The sequence below is a fragment of the Denitrificimonas halotolerans genome, from assembly GCF_034259425.1.
GTDB classification, from domain to species: Bacteria; Pseudomonadota; Gammaproteobacteria; order Pseudomonadales; family Pseudomonadaceae; genus Denitrificimonas; species Denitrificimonas halotolerans.
Map to the genome: position 1 here is coordinate 81,148 of NZ_JAXIVU010000005.1, position 18,571 is coordinate 99,718.

General features: G+C 45.4%; 15 protein-coding genes. 11 read left to right on the forward strand and 4 right to left on the reverse strand.

Translation table 11 applies throughout. The features are described from left to right. The first annotated feature begins 16 nt into the window (after window positions 1–16). A complete protein-coding gene (locus tag TOI97_RS13315; RefSeq protein WP_407651323.1) occupies window positions 17–211 on the forward strand; it encodes a helix-turn-helix domain-containing protein in 195 nt (64 codons plus the stop codon). Window positions 212–429: 218 nt separating this feature from the next. Here TOI97_RS13315 and TOI97_RS05575 read toward each other — a convergent pair whose 3' ends face one another. Next, complete coding sequence (locus tag TOI97_RS05575) at window positions 430–2,361, reverse strand: transglycosylase SLT domain-containing protein (protein WP_321553138.1); 1,932 nt, start codon at window positions 2,359–2,361, stop codon at window positions 430–432. Between the two features lie 183 nt (window positions 2,362–2,544). Between TOI97_RS05575 and TOI97_RS05580 the strand changes: the two genes are divergently transcribed. After that, a complete protein-coding gene (locus TOI97_RS05580; protein WP_321553139.1) occupies window positions 2,545–4,467 on the forward strand; it encodes an ATP-binding cassette domain-containing protein in 1,923 nt (640 codons plus the stop codon). Window positions 4,468–4,812: 345 nt separating this feature from the next. Here the strand turns inward: TOI97_RS05580 and TOI97_RS05585 are convergent, their stop codons facing one another. Both TOI97_RS05585 and TOI97_RS05590 read right to left on the reverse strand, forming a co-directional pair. Beyond that, window positions 4,813–4,989, reverse strand: a complete 177-nt coding sequence (locus tag TOI97_RS05585; protein WP_321553140.1) for a hypothetical protein — start codon at window positions 4,987–4,989, stop codon at window positions 4,813–4,815. A 130-nt stretch (window positions 4,990–5,119) separates the two neighbouring features. Further along, window positions 5,120–5,566: a universal stress protein gene (locus TOI97_RS05590; RefSeq protein ID WP_321553141.1), complete on the reverse strand. Its 447-nt coding sequence runs from the start codon at window positions 5,564–5,566 to the stop codon at window positions 5,120–5,122. Between the two features lie 693 nt (window positions 5,567–6,259). Between TOI97_RS05590 and fadB the strand changes: the two genes are divergently transcribed. From fadB to TOI97_RS05635, 9 genes are all read left to right on the forward strand, one after another. Further along, a complete protein-coding gene (gene fadB, locus TOI97_RS05595) occupies window positions 6,260–8,407 on the forward strand; it encodes a fatty acid oxidation complex subunit alpha FadB (RefSeq protein ID WP_321553203.1) in 2,148 nt (715 codons plus the stop codon). Window positions 8,408–8,437: 30 nt separating this feature from the next. Further along, complete coding sequence (gene fadA, locus TOI97_RS05600) at window positions 8,438–9,613, forward strand: acetyl-CoA C-acyltransferase FadA (protein ID WP_321553142.1); 1,176 nt, start codon at window positions 8,438–8,440, stop codon at window positions 9,611–9,613. A 68-nt stretch (window positions 9,614–9,681) separates the two neighbouring features. Continuing rightward, window positions 9,682–9,918: a DUF1653 domain-containing protein gene (locus TOI97_RS05605; RefSeq protein ID WP_321553143.1), complete on the forward strand. Its 237-nt coding sequence runs from the start codon at window positions 9,682–9,684 to the stop codon at window positions 9,916–9,918. A gap of 148 nt (window positions 9,919–10,066) precedes the next feature. Continuing rightward, window positions 10,067–12,673, forward strand: coding sequence for a type I DNA topoisomerase (gene topA / locus TOI97_RS05610; protein WP_321553144.1), 2,607 nt, complete (start codon window positions 10,067–10,069; stop codon window positions 12,671–12,673). Window positions 12,674–12,748: 75 nt separating this feature from the next. Further along, window positions 12,749–12,997 (forward strand): type 1 periplasmic-binding domain-containing protein, encoded by a 249-nt coding sequence (locus TOI97_RS05615; RefSeq protein ID WP_321553145.1) that lies wholly within the window; start codon window positions 12,749–12,751, stop codon window positions 12,995–12,997. A gap of 8 nt (window positions 12,998–13,005) precedes the next feature. Continuing rightward, window positions 13,006–13,887 (forward strand): pseudouridine synthase, encoded by an 882-nt coding sequence (locus tag TOI97_RS05620; RefSeq protein ID WP_321553146.1) that lies wholly within the window; start codon window positions 13,006–13,008, stop codon window positions 13,885–13,887. A 262-nt stretch (window positions 13,888–14,149) separates the two neighbouring features. After that, the gene (locus tag TOI97_RS05625; RefSeq protein ID WP_321553147.1) at window positions 14,150–15,823 is read left to right on the forward strand and encodes a DEAD/DEAH box helicase; all 1,674 of its coding nucleotides are present in this window, start codon (window positions 14,150–14,152) and stop codon (window positions 15,821–15,823) included. Between the two features lie 108 nt (window positions 15,824–15,931). Beyond that, window positions 15,932–16,714, forward strand: a complete 783-nt coding sequence (locus TOI97_RS05630) for an amidotransferase (RefSeq protein ID WP_321553148.1) — start codon at window positions 15,932–15,934, stop codon at window positions 16,712–16,714. Beyond that, on the forward strand, window positions 16,702–18,132 hold the full coding sequence (locus tag TOI97_RS05635; protein ID WP_321553149.1) for a DNA recombination protein RmuC: 1,431 nt from the start codon (window positions 16,702–16,704) through the stop codon (window positions 18,130–18,132). Before TOI97_RS05630 ends, TOI97_RS05635 begins: the two co-directional genes overlap by 13 nt. On the opposite strand, the gene TOI97_RS05640 is transcribed toward TOI97_RS05635, so the two are convergent. Beyond that, the gene (locus tag TOI97_RS05640; protein ID WP_321553150.1) at window positions 18,129–18,569 is read right to left on the reverse strand and encodes a DUF2489 domain-containing protein; all 441 of its coding nucleotides are present in this window, start codon (window positions 18,567–18,569) and stop codon (window positions 18,129–18,131) included. The genes TOI97_RS05635 and TOI97_RS05640 overlap by 4 nt on opposite strands. Between the last annotated feature and the right edge of the window lie 2 nt (window positions 18,570–18,571).

The window sequence follows — 18,571 nt, forward strand, 5'->3', positions numbered from 1 at the left end:
CTTTGCACAGGTAAAGATGCAAGAAAACTTAACAAAAACCTGCGGAAAGTCTTGTGCTTGCGGTCTTCAGCCTGTAGCTATTGTAGAAAGGAACGCTGAGATCCTGAAAGCCATCAAGAGACGTATCTATCTCACGAGCGAGCAGGCGGAGTTTCTGAGCCGTAAGTTTGGAATGGTGCGTTTTACGTATAACGCAGGTTTTGCATCATGACGTTGCTACAAGCGTCATAGCTAGTTTATGAGCGCTAAGCACGACATCAAGAAGTCGTGCAGGTGTGGGCGGATGGAGAAAGCTGATCCCATGGTGCTGCATCGGGGTGCTTCGACCATGCCTTCCAGAGCAGCTTCAATCCAAGGAAGGCCGGTTATCTGTGTTTCAAGAGCAAGTAAGGCAAACAGTCCAGTCACCATTGCGGCGGTTGTGGGTGCTCATTGCTGTAAGAAGGAGCGTTCGTGCCAATCAACTAAAGGTGTAGGTTGTTGTAATTTTTCGCCGTAGATCACCGAATAAGTGAGTACGTTTTGGACATAAGATCGGGTTTCGTCAAAAGGGATTGTTTCAACCCAGACATCATAAGGTAAGTGTTTTGCATCACGTAACCATTGACGTACTCGCCCAGGGCCTGCGTTATAGGCGGCGGAGGCTAGAATACGATTGCCTTTAAATTGATTAAGAACTTGGCTTAAGTAAGCAGCGCCGAGCTGAATATTAATACTTGGAATGACTGCACTGCGTGGTGTTGATAGAGGAATACCATAACGCTGTGCGGTTTCTTTAGCGGTAGCGGGCATCAATTGCATTAACCCCATAGCTCCTACATGGGATTTTGCTTGAACCATAAAAGCACTTTCTTGACGAGTGACGGCAAACATCCAACTAGTATTAATGTTGCGTGTTTTGGCTTGAGTTAAAAAGTTATTTTTATGCGCCATAGGAAAACGTATCTCTAAATCATCCCAGTAGCGTGCTTTGCTCATTGTACGGATAGCAGGGAAATACCAACCTAGTTCATAAGCTAAGCGGGCTTGTGCTAAGAGCTCCTCGCGGCTTAAGGAGTCACTGAGGTGATACCATTCACGGCGTGATTCAGTAACATCTTCTAAAGCATCCAGCTCTAATGCCCGTTTTATAGCGGCGGTATTGCGCAGCTTACTCAGGATTCTAGAGCTTACTTTTACTGGTTGGTGATTCAGATAGTATGGTTGTTGACTGTGGTCAGCCGCTAGAAAACCATAAAAATCACGCTCACGGGCGAGTGGCTGGTACATGACTAAGGGCTGCTGATTATTAGGTTGAGCCAATTGTAAAGAGCGTGCCTGCCAATAGCGCCAACGATTAGCGTGGGCCAGTTCTGCGGGCAACTTGCGGATTAGATTATATGCTTCACTCCATCTGCCTAAGCGTAATAAAAGGCGCACACGCCACTCAGTTAGATTACTGTTTTCAAGTTTAGGGTCATATTTCTCCATGACGGCTAAAGCGCGAGGATCAAAGCGTTTGGCTAAGCGTAAACCTATATCGTGGGCTAATGCTAAGCGGTCTTCAGTATTAAAAGTGAACTCTTTGCCATAATAGTTCAGCAGTTGCAGGCTTGCGTTGAGGTCTTTTCTAGCAAGTTTGCGCAAACCTAAGGCAATGATTTCAGCGCTTTTTTTGTCTCTACGGGTAAAGTTTCCCGTGTTTTTGAGTTGTTCAGGATTTTGAGCAACATCAAGCAGGCGATGGCCTTGTGCTTGTTGCGTGTTCAATAAGGTCACTAAATACTTGGTGACCCCAAAATTGCCAGCATCAGTGGCCAACTTTAAGCGTTGCCATACTTTGTCCTCTGTTTGTTGACCGGCATCACGCCAGCTGGAAAATACAGAGTCACAGGCGTTGGGCTGAGAGCGGGCGCTGAGCCAAAGCTTCTCTGTACTAGCAAAAGCTGCTTGAGTTTGCCCGCTGTGGAATTGGTATTGAGCAAAATAGCAGTCAAGTTCAGTGAAGTTGAGTTCTGGGTCGTAATATTTAAGAAATAATGACCATTGCTGGCGCTGGCTGAGTAGGCGTAGCCAGCGCAATTTCATCCAACGGATTTGTGGTAGATCACCATGCTCTAAGAGAAATTTTTCTATTTCTTCGTTATTTGCAGTGGCTAAACGCTGGGTTAACTCTTCATACGCTAAGTAGGGTGTTAAAGGGTAATCGCGTAAGGTAGCACGGTGAGTAAAATACACAGAGGGATCTTTGTTGCTCAATGCCTGTTTTGCTTGCAGGTATAAGCTGCGTTGCTGTGCAATGTTTGCTGCATGCACGGTAAGAGAAATGCTGCTTAAAGCAGTAATTAATAAAAATAAAGGTAATAAATAACGACTGCGCATAAAAAATCCTGACAAATAAATGCCCAGTGAAACGTCAGTAACACAATAGCTGAATGACGAAAGCAACATAGCTTATCTGCTTGTGCACATTGGTGAAAGAGTCTAACTACGGGTTTGATGTAGATATTCAACGCATCGGGCTGCGAACCTGTACAATACAGCGCAGAATTTAGGAGATTATCAATGGCTTTGCTCAAATTAACTCAAGTATCACTTGCCTACGGTGCCATGCCTCTTTTGGAGGATGTGTCGTGGCAGATATCCCGAGGTGAACGTGTGTGCATCATTGGCCGCAATGGTACGGGCAAGTCAAGCATGATGCATGTGGTCAAAGGTTCACGGTTGCCTGATACAGGTGAAGTATGGCGTGCGCCAGGGTTGAAAATTGGTGAGCTGCCCCAGGAACTACCTGTGGCAGATGAGCGTACCGTATTTGATGTGGTGGCTGAAGGTTTAGCTGGTGTGGGTGATTTACTGGCCGAATTTAACCATTTAAGTCAGAACATCACCAATGATGCAGATTTGACCAAAATGATGCACGTTCAGCAAGAAATTGAGGCGCGGGATGGTTGGCGCTTACAGCAATTGGTTGAAAGCACTTTAAGTCGTCTGCAGCTGCCGGCAGAAAAAAAACTGAATGAGTTGTCCGGAGGATGGCGTCGTCGAGTCTTGTTGGCTCAAGCATTGGTTGCTGAGCCTGATTTGTTGTTGCTCGATGAGCCGACGAACCACTTAGATATTGGTGCGATTGCTTGGTTGGAGGAGGCGTTACAGAACTATAGTGGCGCTGTGCTATTCATTACTCACGACCGAGCCTTTTTACAAAACTTAGCCACTCGGATTTTAGAACTGGATCGGGGACACTTAATCGACTGGGATGGTGATTATGCCAGCTTTTTAGCACATAAAGAGCAGGAGTTAGCAGCTGAAGAAACTGCGAATGCTTTATTTGATAAAAAATTGGCCCAAGAGGAAGTTTGGATACGCCAAGGCATTAAAGCACGACGCACTCGTAACGAGGGGCGTGTGCGAGCATTGAAAGCCTTGCGTCAAGAGCGCCGTCAGCGTCGAGAGCGTCAGGGTAGTGCACAGATTCAGTTAGGAACCGCAGAGAAATCTGGCAAGCAAGTCATAGTGGTCGAGGATGTCAGTTTTTCTCATCCTGGTGGGCGCGAGTTGGTGAAAGATTTTTCAATGGTTTTGCAGCGCGGTGATCGTATTGGTTTGCTTGGTGCGAACGGTAGTGGCAAAACGACTTTGCTTAAGTTATTGCTTGGTGAACTGCAGCCAAGTAAAGGCACTATTAGCGTGGGTACTAAGCTTGAAGTGGCTTACTTTGACCAGTTGCGCCATCAGTTAGAGCCTGAGAAAACTGTTATTGATAACGTTGCAGAAGGTAGCGACACCATTACGATTAATGGGCAGAGCAAGCATGTGTTGAGCTACTTGGGTGATTTTTTGTTCAGTCCACAGCGTGCGCGCACACCGGTGAAAGCTTTATCTGGTGGTGAGCGTGCTCGATTATTGCTTGCCAAGCTTTTTACTCGCCCTGCTAATTTGCTTGTATTGGATGAGCCAACCAACGATCTTGATATTGAAACCCTTGAACTGCTAGAAGAAGTATTAATGGAGTTTAAAGGCACCGTACTCATTGTCAGTCACGACCGAGCGTTTCTAGATAACGTGGTGACAAGCACTTTAGTTTTTGATGGCACTGGTCGTATACGGGAGTATGTGGGAGGCTTTGAAGATTGGTTACGTCAGGGAGGTAGCCTCAGTTTATTGGGGGCTGAAGATCAAACTGAAAAAGCAATTGGAGGTGACACTAAAGTTAAAACAGAGCAAGCGCCTGTGTCTGAGGAGTTAGTCTCGGAAGAAATAGCTAAGCCTAAAAAGCTCAGTTATAAGTTACAGCGTGAGCTGGATGCAATTCCGCAGCAGATTGATAAGTTAGAGACTGAGCTCGAAGCGTTAAATGAGCAGGTTTCACAAGCAGACTTTTATCAGCAGCCAATAGAAAAAACTGAAGTGGTCCTGGCGCAAATTACTACAGTACAAGAACAGCTTGATGCACTCATTGAGCGTTGGGCTGAGTTGGAAGAATAGCTTTTAGCAAAAAACTGTGTATATCCTCGCTCACTTGGGCGAGGATATAAGAGGAAACTGCAAAGCAGTTTTGATCTGGAGTTTTGACTCTGCACATCGGCTTTTAGGAGCTCGATAGTTGCAACTCCCGTGCTGTAGGCGAAATATGACGATTACCGTGGCGTGGTGTTTTGCTCAAGCGTGAAATGAAGATGCTCAAGAGTCGCCCCCCGCAGATACGAGGCGGATTTCAAGTTGTTTACGTATAACGCAGGCCTTCGCGTCATGTCTCATCGCTATACAAGGATGGCTTACTGCTAGAGGTCAAAAACGCGTAAGTATGGGGCTGAGGAAGGGGGGATGGCGTTACTGTTGGCGAGTTTCAACTTCGATCATGCCTTCTAACGCTTCTTTAACCCTACTGGCGAGCAGGCAGGTAAGTATTCCAACTATCACAGCATCGGCGCCAAGACCGGTAATGACTAGATAAACGCTGCCAAAGCTTGCTTTTGCAAAGGCATACCAAGCTTCAAGGCAAAGCATGGCGAAGGAAAGAGAAAGGGTTGTCCAACTCTGCCTATGAAGGCTTACGTAAGTCCGGTGTGTCGCCGGCTATTTCTTAAGAAGTGGGGAACTCCGTTTTTGGCGCGTCAGCGCTTAGGGTGCGGAGCAGTCACTCGTTAGCGTGATCTTTGAGATCAATGGCCAGTACATCACAAGGAGCGCCAGAGAGTAAGTCGTTAGTTGTTGAGCCTAACAGCAAGGCTAAACCATGACGGCCATGACTGCCAACAATAATTAAGTCACAGTTTTGCTCTTTGGCCAGAAGGTGGATTTCTTGTCGGGGTTGACCGTAACGCAGATGGCAGTTGTTTTCTTTAAGGAGCTCGTGCTGTTCAGCTAGGATGTTGAGCTTCTCTTGTGCTTGTTCGGTTTGCTGTTCTTGAAGCAGGGATAAGTCCATAGGCACATCGCCACCAAAGGCCATAGTCAATGGTTCTACTACGTGTACTAAAGTCGCTTTGCAAGAGAGCGCTGTGCGTAGTTTGTGGGCTTTTTCCAAAACAAGATGGCAATCTTCAGTCAGGTCGATTGCAATGAGCAAGTGAGAATAGGCCATATCAATCTCCAAATTATTGTGCATATAGGGTATAGCCTTACAGCACAGCTTTATTTAAATATAAACAGCATGCGTTGCTAGTAATTCTCTCGCTACTTATTGGAAGTAGATGGGGAAACTTTAGATGCTGTCTTTTTGTTTTACTCTGTGTATGCATTATTAATGTAGCCCGACTTACATAGGAATGCACGTAATCATTCAGTTTCCGGCGAAGAGGGGTTGTAAGTACAGGGTGTTGAGGACTGTCCGAGTTCTTTCAATTTGCCATGAAGGTACAGTGTTTTGACGTGTCGCCTGATTTGCATAAATTTAATTCAGGGAAATACCAAACTCGTACTCGTGATTTTGCGGTTTTGGTAGACGTTATGCAATAAATGATCAGCTTTAGGCTTTAGTGTCAGTGGTGTATTAAAAAAATAATACTTGATAAATCAATTGCTTGTGTTTCTTTTTTGTATGATTTAAAGAAATCTTTGAGACTTGCAATTGACAAAGGCAACAGTTTCCGTGAATCTGTGCTTACCCAAATCAAACGGGCGTATGAAATGCATGTTGGCATAGTTATATGTTGCTTTGCCTGTATAAGGCGGAGAGTATGCTGGTAAGTTCTACGCAAAGTGCTCTGCACATTGTTTAATTGCTGACAGTGGCTTAAATGTTACTGTCTAGCTTCCATAATATGGAGATTAGTTGATGATTTACGAAGGTAAAGCCATCACGGTGAAAGCTCTTGAGAGTGGTATTGTCGAGTTAAATTTTGACCTCAAGGGTGAGTCCGTTAACAAGTTTAATCGTCTAACATTGACCGAGCTGCGCGCAGCCGTCGATGCAATTCAAACTAATAGTGATGTCAAGGGTGTGGTTGTAACTAGCGGTAAAGATGTATTTATCGTGGGTGCAGATATCACCGAGTTCGTCGAAAGCTTTAAGTTACCTGAGGAAGAATTGGTTGCAGGCAACTTGGAAGTGAATCAGATCTTTAATGCTTTTGAAGATTTAAATGTGCCAACTGTTGCTGCAATCAACGGGATTGCACTGGGTGGTGGCTTTGAGATGTGCTTGGCTGCAGATTATCGTGTAATGTCTGACAGCGCTAAGATTGGTTTGCCTGAGGTGAAGTTAGGTATTTATCCAGGTTTTGGTGGTACCGTTCGCTTCCCACGAGTGGTTGGTGTTGATAACGCTGTGGAGTGGATTGCAGCAGGCAAAGAAGGTCGTGCAGAAGACGCTCTAAAAGTTGGTGCGGTTGATGCTGTAGTTGCTGCTGATAAGTTGCTAGAAGCCTCGCTAGACTTGCTTAAACGTGCTATTGCTGGTGAGTTGGACTACAAAGCGAAGCGTCAGCCTAAGCTAGAAAAGATTAAGCTCAGTCCAATCGAACAAATGATGAGCTTTGAAACGGCTAAAGGCTTAGTGGCGGCACAAGCTGGGCCAAATTTTCCTGCACCTATCGAAGCGGTTAAAACTATGCAGAAAGCGGCCAACTATGGTCGTGATAAAGCATTAGAAGTTGAAGCGAAGGGTTTTGCTAAGCTGGCTAAAACTTCAGTGGCAGAAAGTCTGATTGGTCTATTCTTAAATGACCAAGCGCTTAAACGTAAAGCGAAAGATCACGGTGAGATCGCGCGTGATGTCAAGTTGGCAGCAGTGTTGGGTGCGGGTATTATGGGGGGTGGTATTGCCTATCAGTCTGCGCTTAAAGGTACGCCAATCCTGATGAAGGATATCCGTGAAGAGGGTATTCAACTGGGTTTGGATGAGGCAGCTAAGTTATTAGTCAAGCGCGTTGAGCGTAAGCGCTTAAAACCTGCTGCTATGGCTCAAGCGTTAAATGCGATTCGCCCAACGATGTCTTATGGCGATTTTGGCAACGTAGATATCGTTGTTGAAGCTGTAGTTGAGAACCCGAAAGTGAAGCATGCAGTCTTGGCCGAGGTTGAGGAGCATGTGGGCGAAAATACTATTATTGCTTCAAACACCTCAACAATCTCGATCAACCATTTAGCAAAAGCGCTCAAGCGTCCGGAAAATTTTGTCGGTATGCACTTCTTTAATCCAGTGCATATGATGCCGTTGGTTGAAGTTATTCGTGGTGAGCATTCATCTGATGAAGCTGTTGCAACTACAGTTGCATACGCACAAAAAATGGGTAAGAACCCTATTGTTGTTAATGACTGCCCTGGTTTCTTAGTCAATCGTGTTTTATTCCCTTATTTTGGTGGTTTTGCCAAATTGGTCAGTGCAGGCGTTGATTTTGTCCGTATTGACAAGGTGATGGAAAAGTTCGGTTGGCCGATGGGGCCCGCTTACTTGCTCGATGTTGTCGGTATTGATACTGGTCATCATGGTCGCGATGTTATGGCTGAGGGTTTCCCTGACCGTATGAAAGAAGAGCGTCGTTCAGCCATTGATGCGTTGTATGAGGCGAATCGTTTAGGCCAGAAAAATGGTAAAGGTTTTTATGCTCATGAGACAGATAAGCGTGGTAAGCCGAAGAAAGTTGTTGATGATGCTATTGCGGAAATTTTAGCGCCAATCGTTTACGAACAGCGTGAAGTTACCGACGAAGACATTATTAACTGGATGATGATTCCGTTGTGTATGGAGACAGTACGTTGCTTAGAAGATGGTATAGTTGAAACAGCGGCAGAAGCAGATATGGGGTTGATTTACGGCATTGGTTTCCCTCTATTCCGTGGCGGCGCGTTACGTTACATCGACAGTATTGGTGTAGCTGAGTTTGTTGCTTTAGCAGACAAGTACTCAGATCTAGGTGCGTTGTATCACCCGACCGAGAAGCTACGTGAAATGGCCAAAAATGGTCAAACCTTTTTCGGTTAATCGTCGACAGATTAGAGCGGGAGTAAAGAAATGAGCTTGAATCCAAGAGATGCAGTAATTGTTGACTTCGGACGCACCCCTATGGGGCGTTCTAAAGGTGGCATGCACCGCAATACACGCGCTGAGAATATGTCAGCGGAATTAATTAGTGGTTTGCTAAATCGCAATGAAAAAGTAAATCCGACAGAAGTTGAAGATGTGATTTGGGGATGTGTGAACCAAACCCTAGAGCAGGGTTGGAACATCGCTCGCATGGCATCATTGATGACGCAAATTCCACATACCAGTTCTGCTCAGACGGTTAGTCGTTTGTGTGGGTCATCCATGAGTGCACTGCATACTGCCGTACAAGCTATCCAAACCGGTAATGGTGATGTATTTGTAGTGGGTGGTGTTGAACACATGGGGCATGTGGGTATGACGCATGGTTTAGATCCTAACCCGCATATGTCACTTTATGCTTCAAAAGCTGCTGGCATGATGGGGCTGACTGCTGAAATGCTAGGTAAAATGCATGGTATCAGCCGTGAGCAGCAAGATGCATTTGGTGAGCGATCGCATCGTTTAGCGCATAAAGCAACTGTTGAGGGGAAGTTTAAAGACGAAATTATCCCTATGGAAGGTTATGATGCTGATGGTTTTTTGAAGGTGTTTGATTATGATGAAACCATTCGTCCAGAAACAACACTAGAAAGTTTGTCAGCTTTGCGTCCAGCTTTTAATCCAAAAGGCGGAACTGTAACAGCAGGTACTTCATCGCAGATTACTGATGGTGCATCTTGCATGATTGTGATGTCTGCACAACGTGCAAAGGATTTAGGTATCGAACCAATGGCTGTAGTGCGCTCTATGGCTGTGGCTGGTGTTGATCCATCTATTATGGGGTACGGCCCTGTACCTGCAACCCAAAAAGCGTTGAAGCGTGCAGGTATAACTATGGACGATATTGATTTCGTTGAGCTGAACGAAGCCTTTGCTGCCCAAGCTTTACCTGTGTTAAAAGACCTGAAACTGCTTGAGCTAATGGAGCAAAAGGTTAACTTGCATGGTGGTGCGATTGCGCTAGGTCATCCATTTGGTTGCTCTGGTGCACGTATTTCCGGTACTTTGCTCAATGTCATGAAGCAAAATAGTGGTACCTTAGGTTTGGCTACCATGTGTATTGGTTTAGGTCAGGGTATCTCTACAGTGTTTGAGCGAGTGTAAAAAATACAGCGTCAAATACGAAAACCGAGGCCTTGTGCCTCGGTTTTTTATTGGAGGAAGGTGAGAATATGAGTTTGAAAACAGGTATTTATCAACATTATAAAGGGTCGCAATATCGTGTAATAGGTATAGCCAAGCATTCCGAGACCGAAGAAGAGTTGGTGGTTTATCAAACGATGTATGGTGATTTTGATCTTTGGGTGAGGCCGTTATCTATGTTTATAGAAAGTGTTGGGGTTGAGGGTGTACAGCGACCGCGCTTTGCCTTGTTACAAGAAGAAAAACAGCCGTTTAATGCACCTTAAAACAATAAAGACTTTGGTCAAAAACTTGACCTAGGTAGCTTTCAACCTATATATAGCGTCACAGAGACGTAAGAAATTACAATTTTCACGTGATATTCAGTGCTAGTACAGACTTATCACTTTATTTACTCCAGGAATATTCTGAGCAATGAGCAAATCGCTGGTTATCGTAGAGTCCCCTGCTAAGGCGAAGACAATCAATAAGTACTTAGGTAAGGAGTACGTGGTCAAGTCCAGTGTGGGTCATATTCGTGATTTACCGACAAGCGGCTCAGCCTCTGGTAAAGCACCAGCTAAGCGTGGCAAGGCTGCTGATACTGCGGATTTAACACCGCAGCAAAAGGCTATGCGCCAATTGGTCAGTCGTATGGGAATTGATCCTGAGAATGACTGGCAAGCACGTTACGAGATTTTACCTGGAAAAGAAAAAGTCGTTGAAGAGCTGCAACGATTAGCCAAAGATGCCGATACGATCTATCTGGCAACGGACTTGGACCGTGAGGGGGAGGCCATTGCTTGGCATTTACGAGAAGCTATTGGTGGCGATGATTCGCGCTTTAAGCGGGTCGTATTTAACGAGATTACTAAAAAAGCCATTCAAGAGGCTTTTGCTGAGCCTGGTGACTTGGACTTAGACCAGGTTAACGCTCAGCAGGCGCGTCGTTTTTTAGATCGTGTAGTGGGTTTTATGGTGTCACCACTGCTGTGGAAAAAAGTTGCACGTGGGTTATCTGCTGGGCGTGTACAGTCGGTTGCTGTGAAGCTGGTGGTTGAGCGTGAAAAAGAAATTCGCGCCTTTATTCCAGAAGAGTTTTGGCAAGTTCATGCGGATTTAAATAATGCTGATAAACTCAAAACACGCTTTGAAGTGGTTCGTGAAGATGGCAAAGCATTCCGTCCCGTTAATAAAGCACAAACCGATGCTGCGCTTGCTGTACTGAATAAGGCTGTTTACAGTGTTGTTAAACGTGAAGATAAGCCAACCAGTAGTCGACCTTCTGCACCTTATATCACTTCAACTTTGCAGCAAGCAGCCAGTACGCGTTTAGGCTTTGGTGTAAAGAAAACGATGATGTTAGCGCAGCGCTTATATGAAGCAGGCTACATTACCTATATGCGTACTGACTCTACTAATATTTCTACTGATGCAATTGATATGGTGCGCAATTTTATTGATCAGGAGTTCGGCGCCCAATATTTACCAGCAAAGCCAAATTTTTACAGCAGTAAACAAGGCGCACAAGAAGCCCACGAAGCGATCCGTCCTTCTGATGTGCATATGCAAACTTCGATGCTAAAAGGTATGGAACGCGATGCTGAGCGTCTGTATGAATTAATTTGGCGCCAATTTGTTGCCTGTCAAATGCCTGCTGCTGAATATATATCGACCAATTTGACGGTGGAGGCGGCGCAGTTTGATTTACGTGCTCGCGGTCGAATTTTAAAGTTTGATGGTTATACCCGTGTCCAGCCAGCTCAGGGTAAAGCAGCTGAAGATGCAGTTTTGCCGGACTTGAAAAAGGGTGATGTATTAGATCTATTCAAGTTGGATCCTTCGCAGCATTTTACTAAGCCACCAGCACGTTACAGTGAGGCGAGCTTGGTAAAAGAGTTAGAAAAGCAGGGGATTGGTCGTCCGTCAACCTATGCTGCTATTATTTCTACGATTCAAGATCGCGGTTATGTAAAATTACAAAATCGTCGTTTTTATGCGGAAAAGATGGGTGACATTGTCACGGAGCGATTAGGCGAAAGCTTTGCTAATCTGATGGACTATAATTTTACCGCTCAGATGGAAGAACGTTTAGATGATGTTGCTCATGGTAATTTGCAGTGGAAGCAATTGCTTAATGAGTTTTATCAGGACTTCCATAAAAAATTGGAATTGGCGAGCTCGGCCGAGGGAGGAATGCGCGCTAATACGCCGACCCTGACTGATATACCTTGTCAAGAGTGTGGCCGTCCAATGACGATTCGTACTGCGTCTACGGGGGTGTTTTTAGGATGTTCAGGTTATGCGTTACCACCGAAAGAGCGCTGTAAGTCTACTGTTAACTTAGTTCCCGGTGATGAGATCGCTGCAGATGATGAGGGAGAGTCCGAGTCCTTAGTACTGCGTAATAAGCGTCGTTGTCCAGTGTGTGATACTGCAATGGATGCCTATTTGATTGATGAGAAGCGTAAGTTGCATGTCTGTGGTAATAACCCCGACTGTGAAGGCTTTGAGGTTGAGCAGGGGCAGTTTCGTATTAAAGGTTATGAAGGACCAACTTTAGAATGCGATAAATGTGGCAGTGAGATGCAGCTTAAGACCGGCCGTTTTGGTAAGTACTTCGGTTGCACCAATAGCGAGTGTAAAAATACGCGTAAGCTGCTGCGCAGTGGTGAAGCTGCACCACCAAAAATGGACCCAGTACCCATGCCGGAGCTCAAATGTGTGAATGTAGATGATACCTATGTCTTACGTGACGGTGCGTCTGGTATGTTTTTAGCCGCGAGCCAATTTCCTAAAAAGCGTGAGACTCGCGCACCACTTGTATTGGAAATCATTCCGCACAAAGATGAAATTGACCCTAAGCATCATTATTTAATGAGTGCGCCTACCCATGATCCAGATGGTGTGCCTACGGTGATTCGCTATAGTCGTAAAAATAAAGAGCAGTATGTGCAGTCAGAAGTGGAAGGTAAGCCGACAGGTTGGAAAGCTTTTTATGTGGGTAAAAAGTGGGAAGTAGAAGATAAGCGGAAAAAGTAATCCGCTGTTGATGTTGAAGTGCAGGGCAAGTAATGGCCCTGCATTGTTTTATTTATTCTTAGTTAAGAGTTTTTTATGTCTAGTGCACTTTTAGAAATTGTAGAGTTACCCGACGGTAGAATTGTTTTGCGTCGATCTGAAGAAGATACAGCTTTAGTGACCTTGACGTTTTCCAGTGAGGCTAAAGGCTTTTTAAAGGCGAGCTATATTGATATTGCGAAAGAAATGTTTCATGCAGGTTTGTTAGCAGCGGGACATTTAGCCGAAGAAGAAGCCAGCAATGATCTTGATGAAAATGATCCAGCAGGGCATACCTTGCATTAATTGACTCTATGAGCAGAATGACTTTAATTGGCGCGAGTATGGTGCGCCTACCAGCTGAACCATACAGTTTCCTGATTGATTTTCTGTGTGTACGCTTTCCCTCCATAAGCCGAGAGATTTGGCTTGAACGTATGCGTAATGGCAAGGTGTTAGATGTTCAGCAACGTGCCTTGACAGTGGATGAGCCTTATCAATCAGGTGCCTTGGTTTATTATTTTCGTGAAGTGCTCAACGAGCCTATAGTGCCTTTCAAGGAAGTGATTCTTTACCAGGATGAGCACTTGATAGCGGTGGATAAACCGCATTTCTTAGCCACTTTGCCTGCGGGGCGCTACGTCGAGCAAACGGTATTGCGCCGCTTGATGCGCCGTTTTAACAATCCAGATATTGCTCCTATCCATCGTTTGGACCGTTTAACTGCAGGGGTGTTACTTTTCTCGCTCAATCCATCGAGTCGGAATGCTTATCAGGCATTATTTCGTCAGCGTAAAGTTTTTAAATGTTATGAAGCGCTCGCACCGGCCCTGCCGAGGCTGGATTGGCCTTATCGCCACCGCAGTCGTTTAGAAAGTGCTGAGCAGTTTTTTCGTACGCAGGAAGTAGCTGGTGTTCCCAACAGTGATACTGTGATTGAAGTGAGTGAGCGGGCTGGCGATCTATGGCGTTACCGCTTATATCCCGTTACGGGCCGTAAGCACCAATTGCGAGTGCACATGGCGACTTTAGGGGCACCTATTGTCAATGACCCGCTGTATCCTCAGGTGAGAGATATTGAAGCACAAGCAGATTATCAGCAACCGTTAAAACTTTTAGCCAAGCAAATCAGTTTTGTCGATCCTTTGACAGGGGTTTTACGTAGCTTTAAGAGTCATCAGCGCTTAACCCTGTGATTTGCTTAATAAAAACTAGCCAAGGTGCTGTGAAGTCGTTATAATATGCGCCGGCCAGATTGGCTCCCGTTAAGGTTACTGCAATACCCCGAAGCACTGCTTCGACTGCTTGTCCCATAGTGGACTATCCTAGACGTTTTTTATCTAATACAGCGTTCTCGCAAATACTCGCAAACAGGCTGCCAAAAAGGGCGACCACTACGGTCTTTCACATGGCGTGTGCAGCTTTCATGGGTCTTTGCGGATGCACATGAGGCATACAATGACCCAAGAAACTAGCAGTTTTGCCGATCTCGGCATCCTTCCATCTATTTTAAATGCAATTACCGCAGCAGGTTATGAAGAGCCTTCTCCGATTCAGATTCAGTCGATCCCGCTCATTTTGGCAGGTCACGATATGATCGGCCAAGCGCAAACCGGTACCGGTAAAACAGCAGCTTTTGCATTGCCTATTTTGACGCGTATTGATCCTGCTCGACGTGAACCACAGGTTTTGGTTTTAGCACCAACCCGTGAGTTAGCGCTGCAAGTAGCCACTGCCTTTGAAACCTTCTCGGCTCAAATGCCCGGCGTTAAAGTTGTTGCGATTTATGGTGGTGCTCCAATGGGGCCACAGCTGAAAGCGATTCGTCAGGGTGCGCAAGTGATTGTTGCTACCCCAGGCCGTTTAGTCGACCATTTGAGCCGTAACGGTGGTCTGCTTTCAACCATTAAATACTTAGTGCTCGATGAGGCCGATGAGATGTTAAAACTCGGCTTTATGGATGACTTAGAGATTATTTTTAATGCGATGCCTGATGAGCGTCAAACAGTACTGTTTTCAGCGACTTTGCCAGCCTCCATTCGCGGTATTGCAGAAAAGCACTTACGTCAGCCGAAGCAAGTTAAAATTGCGAGCAAAACACAAACAGTGGCACGTATTGATCAGGCGCACCTAATGGTGCATGCAGATCAAAAAGTGAATGCTGTATTACGATTGCTAGAAGTTGAAGACTTTGATGCAATGATCGGTTTCGTGCGTACTAAACAAGCAACTTTAGATATGGCTTCAGCGCTGGAGGCTAAGGGTTACAAGGTTGCTGCATTGAATGGTGATATTGCACAAAACCAGCGTGAGCGTGTAATTGAGTCTTTAAAAGATGGTCGTTTAAATATTGTGATTGCAACGGACGTGGCTGCCCGTGGGCTTGACGTGCCACGTATTACTCATGTGTTCAATATTGATATGCCTTATGACCCTGAGTCTTATGTGCACCGTATTGGTCGTACAGGTCGTGCGGGGCGTGATGGTCGTGCTTTATTGTTAGTGACACCACGTGAACGCCGCATGTTGCAAGTGATTGAGCGCGTTACGGGGCAGAAAGTAGCAGAAGTATCTTTGCCTGATGCTAAAAATATTCTACAAGCGCGTATTCGTCGCTTAACGCAAGATTTAACCCCGCGTGTTAAAGATAAAGCACAGCAAAATCCAGAGTTATTGGCACACTTGATGACTGCGTTGAACTGCAGTGCGGAAGATTTAGCTTTAGCTTTATTGGCTAAAGCCACCGAGGGCCAGGCTTTTACTTTGGATGGCGTGGAGCGTGAGCAGCCGGTTATTATTCCACGTGGTCGTGGTAGTGAAGATCGTGGTTCGCGAGCTGGCCGTGATGGTGGTGAGCGCCGTGAGCGCCGAGCACCTTTAGCCTTGAGCGAAGGAAAAGTACGCTGCCGCACTGCTTTAGGTAATCGAGATGGTGTTGCGGCTCGCAACTTGCTAGGTGCGATTCTTAATGAAGGTGGCTTAAATCGTGATGCCATTGGTCGTATTCAGATTCGTGAAACTTTCAGTTTAGTTGAATTGCCGGAAGAAGGTCTTGAGCGCTTGTTATCTAAGTTAAAAGACACGCGAGTTGTTGGTAAGCCATTGAAGCTGCGCCGCTATCGTGAAGATTAAATGATTTGGCTGAGCCTTTAATTTGAGGCCGCCATCGTTTATAAAAGCCGATTCAACCTTTAAGTTGAATCGGCTTTTTTGTTGTTTAATTGGTTTTTAGGTGTCTAAATGAGCTTGCATATTTGTATTTTGGAGGCGGATGATTTACATCCATCTTTAGAACCTCGTTTTATCAGTTTTGGTGAGATGTTTAAGCGATTGTTTTATCGGCAAACACAAGCGGTTGAATTTCAGGTATTTAATGTTGTGCGTGGTGAGTACCCTAAGCTCGGACAGCATTTCGATGCATACTTAGTCACAGGCAGTAAGGCGGACTCTTTTTCTGATGAGGCATGGGTTGTTCGATTACGTGACTACCTCAGGGGCAGCTACCTTCGCGGTGATGTTTTGTTGGGCGTGTGTTTTGGTCATCAAATTTTGGCCTTGGCTTTGGGAGGGGTAGCGGAGCGTTCGGATAGAGGGTGGGGTATTGGTGTGCATCGCTATCAAGTTGAATATAAGCCGCAGTGGTTGCCAGACGAGGTGGATGAGTTTCAGTTGCTTATAAGCCATCGTGATCAGGTTACCGTTTTACCTAAAAATGCCCGCTTATTGGCTCGCAGTGATTTTTGTGCAAACGCAGCTTATGTGATCGGTGAGCAGGTTTTGTGTTTTCAAGGTCATCCTGAGTTTACACATGACTTCGCTCGGGGCTTGATGCATTTGCGCCAGTCTGTTTATTGTCCAGAAGTCTATCAGGCTGCTTGTCATAGTTTAGCTTGTGAGCATGATGGCTCTTCCGTAGCGCGGTGGATGTTGGCTTTTGTTAAAGCAGCGAAACAGTCCCGTACAAAAATAAGCGATCATCGCTCTTCGAGTGCGCGGAATAAAGAGTCTGCATGTACAGCTTAAGCCTATTTCATTTTGATCAATCGGTAATTATTTTGCTTGCGACGGTTGTTGTTTTAGCTGCTTTAGTTTTGTGGCAATGGATTTATTCTCGCAAAACTCTGCGGCAGTTGCATGCGCAAGAGAAAGTCTTGCAGGGCGCGCGTGAGCAGTTGCATGAACAAGATATTGATTTGCAGGTATTAGGTAGTCAGCAAGATCAGCTTTATGCGCAATTACAGCGTTATGAGACAGAGCATCAAAGTATGAAGGCTGAATACCTGCAGTTACAAAATCAGCACCAACAATTGCAGCAAGAACATGTATCGTTACGTAGTTTGAGTGCACAAAAGGAACAGCATCTGCTTGAGCAGCAGCAGCTGCTTAAAGAGAATCGTGAACAGCTTAAATTGGAGTTTGAACAATTGGCTGTACAGATTTTTGAAGCGCGTGGACAGGCTCTTACGCAAAGCAGCCAACAGTCTTTAGAAGCTATGTTACGACCTTTTCGTGAGCAAATAGATGGTTTTCGTCGTAAGGTTGAGGATATTCATCACAAGGATGCGCAGCAGCAAGCCGCTTTGCAGCAACAGTTATTGCACTTGAAAGAGCTGAATCAGCAAATGACCCAAGAAGCTCATGAGCTGAGTACCGCCTTGCGTGGTCAGAAAAAAACCCAAGGTAATTGGGGAGAGCTGGTTTTAGAAAACGTACTGGAGCGTGCAGGTCTACAAGTGGGAGTTGATTTTGCGAGAGAGGTAAGTTTTACCACCAGTGCTGGGCGTCAGAGACCCGATGCTATTGTTTATTTGCCGAAAAATAAACATTTAATTATTGATGCGAAGGTGTCGTTAAATGCTTATCTGCGCTATGTCAATGCAGAGGATGAGACGTTGCGACAGGAGGCTTTAAATGCACATATTGCTGCATTTTCGGCCAGAGTAAAAGAGTTGGCAGAGCGTGATTATGCTGCGCTGCCAGGTGTTAACGCACCAGATATGGTGGTGATGTTTGTACCGATTGAATCGGCCTTTGCAGATGCAGTTCGAGCTGATGAAAGTATTTTATTGCGTGCCGTTGAACAGAATATTTTAATTGCGACACCGAGTACTTTACTAGCAAGTCTTACCATTATTCGTCAGTTATGGCGTTTTGAAGAGCAAAGTCGCAGTACAGCAGAGTTAGCTGATCGTGCCAGTAAAGTATATGACAAGTTGCGTATCTTTCTAGGCAGTATGGATGGTATAGGTAGCAGTTTAGAGCGAGCTCAAGAGGCGTATCGTAAAGCCTGTGATCAACTGGTTAATGGGCGCGGGAATTTAGTGAAGCAGACCAGTGAGTTTAAACAGCTAGGGGTGGCGGTGAAGACCGAAATTGCTGAGCAGTGGCAAGAACGCGCGCGTCTTGAGTTGACGCGCGTGGACTCGGATGAGCAAAATTAATTTTTTAGTTGATTGAGCAGTTGCTTGACGGCTTCGCTGGATGCTTTTTTGTGTTTTAATTCAAGCTCGCTGAGTAAGCGCTGATAAGGGAGCTTTTCTGCGTTGGTTAACGCCTTCCATGAATCATGGCTAGGAATGTGCTTCGTGGCTTCAAAAATGGTCTGCAGCACTTGGTTTTGTGGCTGCATGCCGAGCTCAGCATCATAGTGGTCTAAGATAACCTTAATGCGGATACAGCCTTCAGCCCAAGGCATTTGTTCAGTTAAGAAGCTGTTTGCCAAAATGATGAGGTCATTGCGTAAGTGGGATTTTTGTTTGGCAAGCTGTTGCTTGCGCTGCTTTTCCATATGCCAAACACGACGCCACAATAGAATTGCATAAAGCGTTAAAGCAAGTATGCAAACAGCACCCAGTATGAGCCAGAAATTAGAAAGCATCT

Coding starts and splice junctions, on each gene's coding strand:
- TOI97_RS13315 (WP_407651323.1), top strand. CDS start 17: ATGCAAGAAAACTTAACAAAAACCTGCGGAAAGTCTTGTGCTTGCGGT.
- TOI97_RS05575 (WP_321553138.1), bottom strand. CDS start 2,361: ATGCGCAGTCGTTATTTATTACCTTTATTTTTATTAATTACTGCTTTA.
- TOI97_RS05580 (WP_321553139.1), top strand. CDS start 2,545: ATGGCTTTGCTCAAATTAACTCAAGTATCACTTGCCTACGGTGCCATG.
- TOI97_RS05585 (WP_321553140.1), bottom strand. CDS start 4,989: ATGCTTTGCCTTGAAGCTTGGTATGCCTTTGCAAAAGCAAGCTTTGGC.
- TOI97_RS05590 (WP_321553141.1), bottom strand. CDS start 5,566: ATGGCCTATTCTCACTTGCTCATTGCAATCGACCTGACTGAAGATTGC.
- fadB (WP_321553203.1), top strand. CDS start 6,260: ATGATTTACGAAGGTAAAGCCATCACGGTGAAAGCTCTTGAGAGTGGT.
- fadA (WP_321553142.1), top strand. CDS start 8,438: ATGAGCTTGAATCCAAGAGATGCAGTAATTGTTGACTTCGGACGCACC.
- TOI97_RS05605 (WP_321553143.1), top strand. CDS start 9,682: ATGAGTTTGAAAACAGGTATTTATCAACATTATAAAGGGTCGCAATAT.
- topA (WP_321553144.1), top strand. CDS start 10,067: ATGAGCAAATCGCTGGTTATCGTAGAGTCCCCTGCTAAGGCGAAGACA.
- TOI97_RS05615 (WP_321553145.1), top strand. CDS start 12,749: ATGTCTAGTGCACTTTTAGAAATTGTAGAGTTACCCGACGGTAGAATT.
- TOI97_RS05620 (WP_321553146.1), top strand. CDS start 13,006: ATGAGCAGAATGACTTTAATTGGCGCGAGTATGGTGCGCCTACCAGCT.
- TOI97_RS05625 (WP_321553147.1), top strand. CDS start 14,150: ATGACCCAAGAAACTAGCAGTTTTGCCGATCTCGGCATCCTTCCATCT.
- TOI97_RS05630 (WP_321553148.1), top strand. CDS start 15,932: ATGAGCTTGCATATTTGTATTTTGGAGGCGGATGATTTACATCCATCT.
- TOI97_RS05635 (WP_321553149.1), top strand. CDS start 16,702: ATGTACAGCTTAAGCCTATTTCATTTTGATCAATCGGTAATTATTTTG.
- TOI97_RS05640 (WP_321553150.1), bottom strand. CDS start 18,569: ATGCTTTCTAATTTCTGGCTCATACTGGGTGCTGTTTGCATACTTGCT.